Origin of the sequence: Terasakiella sp. 4MB5A (genome assembly GCF_050058155.1) — a bacterium.
Lineage (GTDB): Bacteria > Pseudomonadota > Alphaproteobacteria > Rhodospirillales > Terasakiellaceae > Terasakiella > Terasakiella halodenitrificans.
This window is the reverse complement of record NZ_CP188815.1, coordinates 3,140,794-3,153,137: the sequence shown is the minus strand read 5'-3', so window position 1 is coordinate 3,153,137 and position 12,344 is coordinate 3,140,794. Positions and strand designations below refer to the sequence as shown.

Below are 12,344 nucleotides of genomic sequence, written 5' to 3'. Positions count from 1 at the left end.
ACCGCCTTAATCGCGAACGACGAAAACGGAACATTTCGCATGACGCACAACCCGTGCGGAGTTGGGACCAAGCAGGTAGTCTTCGAGTTTAGGGCGATGGGCGGACATGATAATTAGGTCAATATCGACATCATGACAGACCCGTAAAATTTCATCATAGACAGTCCCGTTTGCGATGACGCGCTGGACTTCAATGTCTTTTGGGATGTTGTCTGCCACAAATTGCTTTAAGACTTTTTTGGTTTCTTCCAGTGCTTTGGCTTCAAAACCTTTTGGGAAGAAAGACCCAACAAGCGAGCTGCCGAAGTCCGGCACCACGCTCATCACATGAAGTTTACTGTTGAAAGTTTTGCACATCTCAATGGCAGTTGGCAGTGTTTTGTGCCAGGAACTTGGTTCTGCCAAATCGATGGGGAGGAGGATATCTTTATACATTTTACGCTCCTTGTGCGCGGGCTGCGGATGAAGGGACTTCTTTTCGACGACGCGCACGTTGCGCCAGAATAACAAGCCCCAGCAGCACAAATGCAGGGATAAACATGATTTGCTTGGTCGGTCGGTCTGTTTCCACCTGAACGCCACTGATTTCAAAATCGAAATCAACGCCCAGTTTGGCGGCCGGACTGTCAAACATGACATTGTCGACAATGGCCTTACCGTCTTCATTGCGCAGTTCAATACCCGCAAAATTCAGACGATCCGTACCATTGGCTTTGGGCCCCATCGGGATCATGACAGCTTTGGAAACATCGTTTCCTTGCAGGTCGATGCCATTGATTTGAATGGTCAGGCTTCCGCCATCTTTGACGCCTTCTGCCAAACTCATTAATTCCGTACCCGGACGTTCTTCATAAGGCGGGATGATCATATCCAGCCAAAAGGCAGGGCGGAACAATGTGAAGGCAATGAGTAACAAGGTGGCTGTTTCCCAAATCTTGCTTTTGACAAGGAAATAGCCTTGTGTTGCCGCCGCAAAGGTGAGCATCGCAATGACTGCGACGACAATCACGGTTATAAGATGGAAGGGCCCCGTGATCCCGATCATCAACAATTCAGTGTTGAAAATGAACATAAAGGGTAAAATGGCCGTTCGGATATCATACATGAACCCTTGCAAACCCGTTCGGATCGGATCGCCCTGTGAAATGGCAGCCGCGGCAAAGGCGGCCAATCCGACAGGGGGCGTATCATCGGCCAAAATGCCGAAGTAAAAGACGAACAGATGAACGGCAATCAGCGGGACGATCAGGCCGCTTTGCGCCCCCAATGCCACAATCACTGGCGCCATCAAGGAAGACACAACAATATAGTTGGCGGTTGTCGGTAAACCCATACCGAGGATCAAGCTGATAATGGCGGTGAAGATCAACATCAGCATAACAGAACCGCCCGAAATCAGTTCGATAAATTCTGTCATCACAAGGCCGATCCCTGTCAGGGTGACAGTGCCCACTACGATCCCGGCGGCAGCAGTTGCGACACCGATCCCGATCATATTACGCGCACCGGAAATCATGCCATTGAACAAATCAGACAAACCGGTTTTATAGGCCGTCTGGACATTATCGCCATTATTACGGAAATATGCCATCAGCGGGCGTTGTGTGATGACGACAAACATCATAAAGACGGTTGCCCAAAAGGCGGATAATCCCGGTGACATACGTTCAACCGTTAAACACCAGACCAAAACCACAACAGGTAACAGGAAGTACAAACCGACTTTGACGGTCGGGCCAACAGGCGGAAGTTCGTTAATTTCCGGTGTTGTATCCAGTTCCGGGTAACGTGCGGCAAATTTGACCAAAGCGATGTAGATAATCGCCAGTCCAAGGGCAACCACCCAACCTGTTGCGTCCCCGGCCATGACTTTGACCCATCCCAGCAAGGGCGGCATAATCCAGATCAGTCCACCCAGAATAATAAAGATACTGAGGGCACCGATCAAACTGCCTTTCAAACCGATTTTATGAATACGTGGCAAACCTTGCATGTTGGCTTTCATCGCCTCAAGATGAACGATATAGACCAAGGCGATATAGGAAATAACCGCAGGCAAGAAGGCATGCTTGATAACGTCGATAAAAGGAACGCCTGTATATTCCACAATCAGGAAGGCCGCAGCCCCCATGATCGGTGGGGTTAGTTGACCATTGGTACTGGAGGCGACTTCGACCGCACCGGCCTTTTCAGCCGAAAATCCGACTTTTTTCATTAAGGGGATGGTGAACGTTCCGGTGGTCACAACGTTGGCGATGGAGGAACCCGAGATCATACCCGTCATGGCAGAGGAAACGACGGCTGCCTTGGCCGGACCACCGCGCATATGTCCCATCAGGGCAAAGGCCACACGGATAAAATAATTGCCGGCACCGGCTTGTTCTAAAAGGGCGCCGAACAGGACAAACAGAAAGACCATTGAGGTCGAAACCCCAAGAGCAACACCAAACACACCTTCGGTTGCGAGCCAATAGTGTGACATCCCTTTATTAAGAGAGGCCCCCTGGTGGGCAATCACATCAGGCATATAAGGACCGGCAAAAGTGTATGTCAAAAAGACACAAGCCACGACCATCAAGGGTGGGCCCAAAGCGCGCCGGGTGGCTTCGAGCAACAAGATCATACCAGTCACACTGACAATGACATCAAATTGCGTCGGGTTACCTGGGCGGTCCGCCAGTTGATTGTAGAAAAGGAATAAATAAGCGGCGCAAAAAGCACCGATCAAGGACATGATCCAGTCTTGGATGGGAATATAAGACTTGGGGGAATGTTTGGTTGCGGGAAATGAGGTAAAAGATAAAAAGACGGCTATTGCCAAATGGATGGCGCGGGCTTCGGTATCATTTAAAACCCCAACCCCGAAAATAAAGGGTAACGGTGAAGCGTACCATACTTGGAAGATTGACCAGCCGAGGGCGGTGAATAATAAAATTTGTCCGGCAAGCCCAAATGGACGGCGCCCGCCTGTATCGGCTTCGGCAACCAGTTCTTCGGCACTCATCGCCGGATTTGTATTTTCTGTATTTTGACCCATCGCGAATACTCCTTTGCGTCAAAAACGATCTGCGCGACTGTAGATGGAAAAAAGGGGGAGCTTGCACACAAGCTCCCCCTTTTTGTTCGCATTTAAAGCATATACTTACTTCAGAAGACCAGCTTCTTTGTAGTATTTAGCTGCGCCATCATGCAACGGTGCGGACAGGCCATCTTTGACCATTTCTTCTTTTTTCAGGTTCGCAAATGCCGGGTGGAATTTTTGGAACTGATCGAAGTTTTCAAACACGGCTTTCACAACCTGATAAATCGTGTCTGTCGGTGCGTTTGTGGAAGAAACGAACGTTGCGCCGACACCAAAGGTTTTGGTATCTTCCGGGTTGCCGCGATACATACCGCCCGGAATAGTGGCGATACGGTAGTAAGGGTTATCGGCAACCAGTTTTTCAACAGCGGGACCGCCAACGTTGACAACAACGCTGTCACAAGATGTTGTTGCTTCTTTGATAGAGCCGTTCGGGTGACCAACAACATAAACCATAGCATCAACTTTGTTGTCGCACAGGGCCTTGGATTGCTCAGCCGCTTTGAGTTCGGATGCCAAAGAGAAATCATCATTGGTCCAACCCATCGCTTTCATCAAAACTTCCATGGTTTCACGTTGACCGGAACCAGGGTTACCGATGTTAACGCGCTTACCTTTTAAATCAGCAAAAGATTTGATACCCGAATCTGCGCGCGCGATAACCGTAAAAGGTTCCGGGTGTACAGAGAAAACAGCACGCAATTCTTTGAACGGACCAGATTCTTCAAATTTCGCGGTACCGTTATAAGCGGCATATTGAACGTCAGACTGGGCAACACCCATGTCCAATTCACCGGCACGAATGGTGTTGATGTTGTAGGCAGAACCACCCGTGGATTCTGCGGAACAGCGGATACCGTGAGTTTTACGATCCTTGTTCACCAGACGGCAAATCGCACCGCCGGTCGGATAGTAAACACCGGTTACGCCACCTGTACCGATTGTGATGAATTTTTGTTCTGCCTGAGCAACCCCCATAGATGCAGCAGCGAAACCAATAACTGCAGCTGTTGCAACAAAGGCTTTTTTAAAGATCATATTTAACTCTCCCGTTTCGGATATGAATCCTGACTTATGCCCGTTTTCACGGGCCTTTATCTGAAATGGCATTTCGTTACGCCGTTTCAGTATGACTTTGGTTGTTTATTGCCCTAACCGGACGAAAAGCATTTTTGCTTTTGAATTATTAATGGTAATACCTAAGCATAGTTGAAATAGAACTGCAACAGTTGTTTCTTTCAAATGACTATCAAAACAAATATTTCAACATCTCTTTGAAAAATATTTTTTTATTCTCCATTTGGTCGTTCAATGCGCAAGGATCGTAAAGTGGTTGCGCTCATTGGTTGGCGGCCTGTTAATCGTGCGCTGAGGGCGGCCTGTGCGACCAGCTCGCTATTGTCAGGCGCGGTTGTTCCGTCAGCCAATAGCCGGTTGTTTTCAAACCCGATTCTACCATGACCACCAAGTGCAGCTGCGATTGAGATGCAAGCATTTTCATGTTGACCGAAGGCACAGACGCTCCAATCCAGACCGGGTTGATCTTTGATCAGGTGATAAGGATCAAGGAGGTCTTTGGGTTCTGCCAATTGTTTTCCGTAACGCCCCAGAACGATCAGGATGGAAAGGTGACCTTGTCCAAAAATACCTTTGTTGCGTAAGGCCAGAAGGCGTTGAATATCGTTTTTATCGTAAAGGATAATCTGCGGCCAGATTTTTTCTTTCCCCATCCATTGCCAGAATTTGGCAAAGGTTTGCTCATCGGCCCCTTCAGGTAATAGTTCACGCAAGCCCAAGGAAACGGCTTCCGGCTTAAGGGATTGGACAATATCGCGCTGTTGTTCTGCCTGATATTGTCCGACGGCCTCGGTCGTCACCTGAATAACAATGTTCTCTCCCATACGATCACGGATGGCACGGATGGCATCCTTATAACGTCCCGCATCCAAAATATGACGCTCATCGCTATCGCGCACATGCAGGTGGATCATTGCCGCCCCGGCATTTGCGCAATCTTCGGCGCAATCGGCCAGTTCGTCAGGGGTGATGGGTAGGGCGGGGTGGTCTGCCTTGCCAAGGCGTGCCCCATTTGGGGCGACGCACAGCATCATATCGTTTTTCATGAGACTATTCCCGCCCGGTGACACGGTTAAGGGCGCGAGCCAAGCGTGATACAATTTCGTCGATTAAGGCTTCATCTGCAATGAAGGGAGGGGCAAGCAAAACATGATCGCCAAGTCGCCCATCAATTGTGCCGCCATTGGGGTAGCAAATCATACCTAAATCCATTGCCGCTTTCTTGAGTTTGATATTTAAAGAAAATTCAGGATCAAATGGCGTCTTGGCCTTTTTATCTTCGACAAATTCGACAGCGCGGAACAGGCCACGTCCACGAATGTCGCCAACGTGTGGATGCTTGTCGAAGGCCTCATGGAGTTTCTTATCCAAGTAGTTCCCCATTTTTTGAACGTTCTCGATCAGATTGTGTTTTTCGATCTCTTTCTGAACGGCCAAGGCGGCAGCACAAGCGATTGGATGCCCGAGATAGGTATGCCCGTTCATAAAAACGCCAGAGCCCTGTTGAAAAGCGCGATAGACTTTGTCTGAAACCAATGTGGCCCCAATCGGTTGATAACCACCGCCCAATCCTTTGGCAATGGTGACAATATCGGGAATGATGCCTTCCTGTTCATAAGCAAACAGACTGCCAGTCCGTCCCATGCCGCACATGACTTCGTCAAGGATCAGCAGGATGTCGTAGCGGTCACAAATGTCACGAATTTTTTGGAAGTAGGTTTTTACCCCGGTTTGTGCGCCCAATGTGGCCCCGGAAACGGTTTCCGCAACAAACCCGATGACATTTTCAGCCCCGAGACGTTTGATTTCGTTTTCAAGTTCATCGGCAAGGCGAGTTGCATACTCTTCTTCGCTTTCTTGCGGTTTTTGATCCCGGTAAGGATAGCAAGGGGAGACACGTCCCTGTTCAACCAGCAAGGGGGCAAACTGTTTTTTACGCCATTGATTCCCACCAACGGATAAGGCACCAAGCGTATTGCCATGATAGCTTTGTCCGCGTGCGATAAAATGTTTGCGTTCAGGTTGCCCGATTTCCAGAAAATACTGACGTGCCATTTTAAGGGCGGTTTCCACAGCCTCGGATCCGCCGGAAACGAAATAGGCGGCTTCCATATTGCCCGGTGCGCGTGCGATTAAAAAATCGGCAAGGTCTTCTGCCGGTTTGGAGGAAAAAAATCCGGTATGGGCGTAGGCCAATTGATCGACTTGTGCGTGAATGGCAGCGCAAACGGCTTCGTTGCTGTGACCAAGGCAGGAAACAGCGGCACCACCGGAGGCGTCCAGATATCGTTTGCCGTTTTCGTCGATAATATAGGGGCCGTCACCGCGAACGGCGAGGGGGAGTTTACTTTTTAAACTGCGATGAAAGACATGTGTTGCCATCGCTGGTCATCCTTATCGAAAGTTGGAGGGGGGGGCTATCGGGGTTGATCTTCCCAATAGGCATCAAATTGATCGAGTTGTTCTTTACTTTGGGCGACAGTCTCGACTAGTTCTTCGCCACCTTTTGAAATCATGATGGCGATTAGGCTTTCTACCAGTGCAATACTGGCGCTGGCAGAAGGGAAAAATGTCGGTGATACATTGCGGATCATAAGATTACGATCCCCAGGGCTGACAATGGGGGAAATTTCCGTGTCGGAAATTGCAACAATCGTTGCCCCTTTTTTACGGGCATATTGTGCTGCCTGAACGGTTTCCCGGCTGAAAGGTGTGTTGGAAATCGCAAACAGCACATCTCCCGCCCCAATATCGCGCAGGGTATCTGCGGCAATTCCGGCTTTACCGTCGATTAAATGGGCGTTGGACCGAAACATGGAATAAGCATAGTAAAAAGCAAAGGCAACCGGGAAAGATATACGCATCCCCATGACATAAATTCGTTTGGCATCGAGTAAAAAATCAGCCGTTTCATCGAGGATATCTGCGCCAATCCCATGCAGGGTACGATGAATGTTTTTCTTTGATGTTTCTTCGATTTCCTCGATTAATTCAAAGGCATGACCGGCTTGACGTTGTAAACCTCGTGCACGTCCGACATAATCTTCCGGGGACAGGCGCAAGCGATGTTGAAAAAGATCGCGCATGTCGTTGAAGCCTTCAAACCCCAAAAATTGTCCCAAGCGTACCATCGTTGTGGGGTGGACGTTGGCTTCCTTGGCAAGTTGTCGCATGGAGACAAGAGCGACATCCTCGGCATTATCAATTACGTAACGCGCAGCCAGTTGAACCTGTGGGCTCATATTCTGGTAGCTTTCGTTAATGCGTTTTAAAAGCTCGTCATACGTCATTAAGGGACACCTTTACATGTGATCCTCAAAAGATTAGCGACAAGTTTTTAGTATTGCAACAATTGTTTCAAAAATATTTTATATGAAGCGATTGTTTTTGCAATAAAGGGGGGAGATCAAAGTCTCTTCCCCTTTATTTTTGTTAATGTTTAGGGCCGATGAACAGGGTTTCTGCGATTTGAATATCGTTATTTGCAGGGTCTGAAAACTGGACATGAATAGGCAGGCGGGCTGGTGCATTGCCCGGAAGATCACTTTTGATAATCATGCGGAAAGTCCCGACCTCCCCGGCTTTCAGGTGGAGATTATCGTTTTTTTGCCCGATGATACGTACTGTCGGATTTGCCAGACCGATCAAATCCAAGGTGTAGTTTCTGTCTTGTGTGGATTTGTTAATCAATCGAATGGTATAGGCGTTTTGGATCTGCCCGGAACTAAGTTTAACAAAGAAGGGTGCGCGGTCGCGCAGGATTGAAACAGTTGTTTCAGCCCGCATATTTATACTGACAATTGCGGCGATAATGGTGGCCAATAAGATGGCGATATAGATCAGTACGCGGGGGCGTAGTAGCGGGTTTTGCGTCGGTTTTCCTTTGGCGGCCTGTTGGATGTTATAGGCCGAGTCGTATGTGATCAGGTTGGTGGGAAGGTTGAATTTTTGCATTACCGTGTCACAAGCATCAATGCATAAGCCACAACCAATGCATTCCATTTGCTGACCGTCACGAATATCAATCCCGGTTGGGCAAGCCTGTACGCATAAGGAACAATCGACGCAGTGGCCCCGATCTGAAAAATTTCGACTTTTTCCCGGCTTCGCCCGTCCTTCGCCCCGCCAGTCCTGATAGGTGATGACCTTGCTGTGATCATCAAACATGACGCCTTGAAAACGCCCGTATGGACACATGTAAAAACAGACTTGTTCACGGGCAAACCCGGCCATCATATAAGTCATGCCTGCCATTGTTGCGAATGTTGCCAGTGTCCAGCCGGAAAGACTGACTTGAAACAGGTCTTTGGTGATTGTCAGTGGATCGTGAAAGTACCAGAGAAAGGACAAGGCGAAAAAGCATGAGATTGCAAGCCAGACGGTGTGTTTTGCAATGCGTTTGATGGTTTTGTTCATGCTGTTTGGCGCCTTGTCCAACCGGATGCGGGCGTTTCGATCACCCTCGATCCATGCTTCGACCTTCATAAAAAGATCGGTCCAAACCGTTTGAAAACAGGCAAATCCGCACCATGCGCGCCCAATTAAAGTGGCGGATACAAAAAGGCCGATGGCGGCAATAATCATTAAGGCACTCAGGATGTAAATATCTTGTGGCCAGATCTCGAGGTTAAACAAATAAATGCGTTCACCCGGTATATCGAACAAGATCGCCTGATCGGGTTTGTCCCCTTCACGTGCCCAAGGCAGAAGAGGTGTGAAATGATACAGTAAAAGAAACCCCCACAAAGTTGCGTTCTTTAAGGATCGGTAGAACCCTTTGACGGCCTTCGGGTGGATCTTTTGTCGATTGACATAAAGGTCTCCGCGTAAGGCTTCTTTATCGGCGGAAAGGGATTTGGGTGACATGGGTTGCATTGTTCATTCCACGATATTCATTCAAACTTGAGGGATAGGCAAAAACACACAATCCATTCAATTTCAATTTTTTAATCGCAATATATGTATTTGTATGTAAATTAGGATGCATACAAATTGTTATTTCAAAATGGAAACACCAGCCTTTGCCGTCTGTATATGGAAAAACTTATATATCGGAAGAGATGTCTGGAAAGAGAGTTGCATATGGTCGAAATATCCCCGTCTTTTTGGAGTCCGCATCAACTGGACCCGACCCTGCCTGTTTATCTGGCAATCGTAGAAGCGTTGGAGGGTGATATTCTTTCAGGACGATTGCGCGCTGGAGAAAAGCTTCCGCCACAACGTATTCTCGCACAAAAAATTGGGGTGGATTTCACAACTGTTTCACGAGCTTATAAGCAGGCAATTGCCCGTTCTCTGGTTTATGCACAAGTCGGCAAGGGGACGTTTGTATGTGGAATGACGCAACAGGGGCCCGTTATAAAAGGGGGTGTGGGGCTTCGTGAAATTGATATGGGCATGAATATTCCCCCCTTGCCGGATGATACGGCCTTGATTGCCCGTTTGAAACGCGAAATGTCTAAGGCTGTTGCTCGTCTGTCGACGCAAGCCTTGTTTGGATATCATGATTTTGTGGGCTCGTATTCGGAACGCGAACAGGCTGCTGGATGGGTATCGCGTCGTTATGAGGGGGCGATAGCTGAACGGCTTATGATTTGTCCCGGTACACAAAGCACATTATTGGCCCTGATGATGTATTTGGTGAAATCGGACGACAAAGTGTGTTGTGAGGAGCTGGTTTATCCCGGTTTTAAATCCTTGTGTCAGCGTTTGAATATTGACTGCCTCGGTCTAGAAATGGACGAGGATGGTTTATGCCCGGATGGTTTTCGAACGGCATGCCGTGAAAACCGTGTGCGCATGCTTTATTGCACACCAACAATGCACAATCCGACATGTGCCACCTGGTCACGGAAAAGACGTGAAGAAATTGCAGCAATTGCGCGTGAATTTGATGTGTTGATTGTTGAAGATGATGCTTATGGGTTTATCTCTGGTCGTGATATCCCGGTGTTATCTTCTTTTGCCCCGGAACGTAGTTTCCATATTGCCGGGTTGTCCAAATGTGTGTCCAGCGGTGTTCGTATCTCGTTTCTGACGGTGCCTGATGTGAAATATTTTTCTGCATTGTCGATAGTGATGAGATCCAGTGCCATGATGGTTGCAGCCCCATCGAAAGCCATTGCGCTACAATTATTGAAAAGCGGATGCGCCGATTTAATTACACAGGCAATTTGTCAGGAGGCATATGCCCGGCAGGAAATTTTACAGGCGGTGTTTCCTGAAGGAGATATCAGAACGGACAAGGATGGATTTCATGTCTGGCTGTCTTTACCGGAACAGATGCCTGCACGTGATTTTGTTGCAGGGTTGCGCGCACGCGCGATTCGCGTTGTGCCCAGTGATGTCTTTGCCCTTGCGCCCCATTATCCTAACGGGGTTCGGATTTGTTTGGGGGTGCCGGAAAATAGATCTTTGTGCCGTTCCGTCCTTTTGGAAATACGAGATGTTTATTTGAACGGTATTGTCAGCGATAACAATTTTGTATGACCGGATTATTCGTAATCAAAGGGGGCGTCCACGTAACGGGCCTTCATCAATTCCTCATTGAGGAGGTTGTTTTTGCTTAACGCTCCGTTTTTTTGCATAAGGGCATAACCAGCATTCAGTTTGTTGAGAATATCCGGGCGGTCTTTGTGAACCCATATTACGGTAGAGTAAGTTAGGAGGGGGCGAAAGTTAAATCGATTCTGAGCGTGTTGCTTTTCAAAATACCACGTAAATTCTTCAGAACCCCACAATAAGTCGGCCCGGTTGTTAATGAACATACGTGTCGCTGTGAAAATATTATTGGCACTAAAAAGACTGATTTTTTTGTCTTTTGCCCATTGGGTGAGGTTGGGCATAAATTCGTAAGGTGATTTCATACCAGCAACTGTAATAAGAGACTTTCCCAGAACTTGGTCGGGTGAATCGGGAATGTCATCAAGAGGTTTTTCCGAGAAAAAACCCGCAATCCAAGGGGTGTTCCAATCGCTTGAGATGCAACAGTCTTGAAATGTTTTTACGTCAATTGTGATTAAGCCATCCACTTGTTTGTTGAAGAGTTTTTGATAAGCCCGCTTATAGGGCAAGGCTTCGATATGGCATGTGATTTGGGATTGCTCACACATGTAAGCAACCGTTTCGCCAATCGTTCCTGAAAATTTCCCATCTATTGTACTGTGAAAGAAAGGTGGATATTCAAAAGTTGCCAATTTTATGGCTTTGTTTTGTGCAAAAGAGGAGGGGTTTGTGCAAATGATGCCCAAAAAAAACAAAACGGAGATTTTTATGCAGGGTACGATGTGCATTTTTGCCCAATGTATGAGGAAAGCCTGTCCCTAATTTTATTTTATAATTGGATTATATTCAAGTTGGTTAATCAATAGGGTGGTTGTACCAATTTATTGATTCTTGAACGGGGCATCCTGATAGCGGCTGTCCATAAGCTCGGGGATCAATAATTTGTTATGATCCAGCGTTTGTGTTGCCAGCACCTGTTCGTAAATAGTGTTGAAACGGGCCAGAATATCTGGTCGGTCTTTTTGTATCCAAATGACAATCGGGCGCACGACCAATGGTAAAAATGTAAAATTTATATTATCGGTTTGTTTGTTGAAATACCAATAGAAATCTTCTGATCCCCATAAGTAATCCGCCCGTTTATTTAAAAACATACGGGTGGCCGTATAGGTATTGTTGGCGGAAAACAGGATGACTTTCTTTTGCTCACTCCAGTCATCCAGTTTAGGCATAAATTCGTAAGGGGAACGCATACCCGCAACAGTAATCAGGCGTTGTCCAAGAATTTCATCGGGCAGTTTCGGAATTTCGACGATGGATTTATGAGAGAAAAAACCAGCAATCCACGGTGTTTCCCAATTGGAATGGGTACAACATTTTTCAAATTGATCGACTTTGATGGTAATTAACCCATCGACGAGTTTATTTTCCAGTTTTTGATAGGCTCGTTTAAATGGAAGGATCTCAACTTGGCAATCCATATCTGCCAATTCACACATATAGGTGACGGTCTCCCCCACTGTGCCCGAAAATTCGCCATTTTCACTATTGTGAAAAAGAGGCGGATAGGAAAAGGTTGCGAGCTTGACGACATCGTTTTGGGCGTACGTAACCTTACTCGCACATAGGAAGGCAAGGCTGAAGCAAACAAAAAGGGCATAGTGAATTATTTTTATCATTT

10 protein-coding genes are annotated in these 12,344 nt (G+C 47.4%); 1 reads left to right on the top strand and 9 read right to left on the bottom strand.

The window, feature by feature from the left end; all coding sequences use genetic code 11:
- Nucleotides 1–6: 6 nt before the first annotated feature.
- The 7 genes from ACI0FF_RS14835 to ccoG all read right to left on the bottom strand — a co-directional run bounded on the left by ACI0FF_RS14835 (nucleotide 7) and on the right by ccoG (nucleotide 9,034).
- Nucleotides 7–435, bottom strand: coding sequence for a universal stress protein (locus ACI0FF_RS14835; RefSeq protein WP_419797564.1), 429 nt, complete (start codon nucleotides 433–435; stop codon nucleotides 7–9).
- 1 nt (nucleotide 436) lies between these two features.
- Nucleotides 437–3,037: a TRAP transporter permease gene (locus tag ACI0FF_RS14830; protein WP_419797563.1), complete on the bottom strand. Its 2,601-nt coding sequence runs from the start codon at nucleotides 3,035–3,037 to the stop codon at nucleotides 437–439.
- Nucleotides 3,038–3,142: 105 nt separating this feature from the next.
- The gene (locus tag ACI0FF_RS14825) at nucleotides 3,143–4,120 is read right to left on the bottom strand and encodes a TAXI family TRAP transporter solute-binding subunit (RefSeq protein ID WP_419797562.1); all 978 of its coding nucleotides are present in this window, start codon (nucleotides 4,118–4,120) and stop codon (nucleotides 3,143–3,145) included.
- A 251-nt stretch (nucleotides 4,121–4,371) separates the two neighbouring features.
- The gene (locus ACI0FF_RS14820; RefSeq protein ID WP_419797561.1) at nucleotides 4,372–5,205 is read right to left on the bottom strand and encodes a 3-keto-5-aminohexanoate cleavage protein; all 834 of its coding nucleotides are present in this window, start codon (nucleotides 5,203–5,205) and stop codon (nucleotides 4,372–4,374) included.
- Nucleotides 5,206–5,209: 4 nt separating this feature from the next.
- On the bottom strand, nucleotides 5,210–6,541 hold the full coding sequence (locus tag ACI0FF_RS14815) for an aspartate aminotransferase family protein (RefSeq protein ID WP_419797560.1): 1,332 nt from the start codon (nucleotides 6,539–6,541) through the stop codon (nucleotides 5,210–5,212).
- 35 nt (nucleotides 6,542–6,576) lie between these two features.
- The gene (locus tag ACI0FF_RS14810; protein WP_419797559.1) at nucleotides 6,577–7,449 is read right to left on the bottom strand and encodes a MurR/RpiR family transcriptional regulator; all 873 of its coding nucleotides are present in this window, start codon (nucleotides 7,447–7,449) and stop codon (nucleotides 6,577–6,579) included.
- 142 nt (nucleotides 7,450–7,591) lie between these two features.
- Nucleotides 7,592–9,034 (bottom strand): cytochrome c oxidase accessory protein CcoG, encoded by a 1,443-nt coding sequence (gene ccoG, locus ACI0FF_RS14805; RefSeq protein WP_419797558.1) that lies wholly within the window; start codon nucleotides 9,032–9,034, stop codon nucleotides 7,592–7,594.
- 207 nt (nucleotides 9,035–9,241) lie between these two features.
- Between ccoG and ACI0FF_RS14800 the strand changes: the two genes are divergently transcribed.
- Nucleotides 9,242–10,648 (top strand): PLP-dependent aminotransferase family protein, encoded by a 1,407-nt coding sequence (locus ACI0FF_RS14800; protein WP_419797557.1) that lies wholly within the window; start codon nucleotides 9,242–9,244, stop codon nucleotides 10,646–10,648.
- 5 nt (nucleotides 10,649–10,653) lie between these two features.
- Here the strand turns inward: ACI0FF_RS14800 and ACI0FF_RS14795 are convergent, their stop codons facing one another.
- Both ACI0FF_RS14795 and ACI0FF_RS14790 read right to left on the bottom strand, forming a co-directional pair.
- Nucleotides 10,654–11,271, bottom strand: coding sequence for a hypothetical protein (locus ACI0FF_RS14795; protein ID WP_419797556.1), 618 nt, complete (start codon nucleotides 11,269–11,271; stop codon nucleotides 10,654–10,656).
- A gap of 273 nt (nucleotides 11,272–11,544) precedes the next feature.
- Complete coding sequence (locus tag ACI0FF_RS14790; protein WP_419797555.1) at nucleotides 11,545–12,342, bottom strand: substrate-binding periplasmic protein; 798 nt, start codon at nucleotides 12,340–12,342, stop codon at nucleotides 11,545–11,547.
- Between the last annotated feature and the right edge of the window lie 2 nt (nucleotides 12,343–12,344).

Coding starts and splice junctions, on each gene's coding strand:
- ACI0FF_RS14835 (WP_419797564.1), bottom strand. CDS start 435: ATGTATAAAGATATCCTCCTCCCCATCGATTTGGCAGAACCAAGTTCC.
- ACI0FF_RS14830 (WP_419797563.1), bottom strand. CDS start 3,037: ATGGGTCAAAATACAGAAAATACAAATCCGGCGATGAGTGCCGAAGAA.
- ACI0FF_RS14825 (WP_419797562.1), bottom strand. CDS start 4,120: ATGATCTTTAAAAAAGCCTTTGTTGCAACAGCTGCAGTTATTGGTTTC.
- ACI0FF_RS14820 (WP_419797561.1), bottom strand. CDS start 5,205: ATGAAAAACGATATGATGCTGTGCGTCGCCCCAAATGGGGCACGCCTT.
- ACI0FF_RS14815 (WP_419797560.1), bottom strand. CDS start 6,541: ATGGCAACACATGTCTTTCATCGCAGTTTAAAAAGTAAACTCCCCCTC.
- ACI0FF_RS14810 (WP_419797559.1), bottom strand. CDS start 7,449: ATGACGTATGACGAGCTTTTAAAACGCATTAACGAAAGCTACCAGAAT.
- ccoG (WP_419797558.1), bottom strand. CDS start 9,034: ATGCAACCCATGTCACCCAAATCCCTTTCCGCCGATAAAGAAGCCTTA.
- ACI0FF_RS14800 (WP_419797557.1), top strand. CDS start 9,242: ATGGTCGAAATATCCCCGTCTTTTTGGAGTCCGCATCAACTGGACCCG.
- ACI0FF_RS14795 (WP_419797556.1), bottom strand. CDS start 11,271: ATGTGTGAGCAATCCCAAATCACATGCCATATCGAAGCCTTGCCCTAT.
- ACI0FF_RS14790 (WP_419797555.1), bottom strand. CDS start 12,342: ATGATAAAAATAATTCACTATGCCCTTTTTGTTTGCTTCAGCCTTGCC.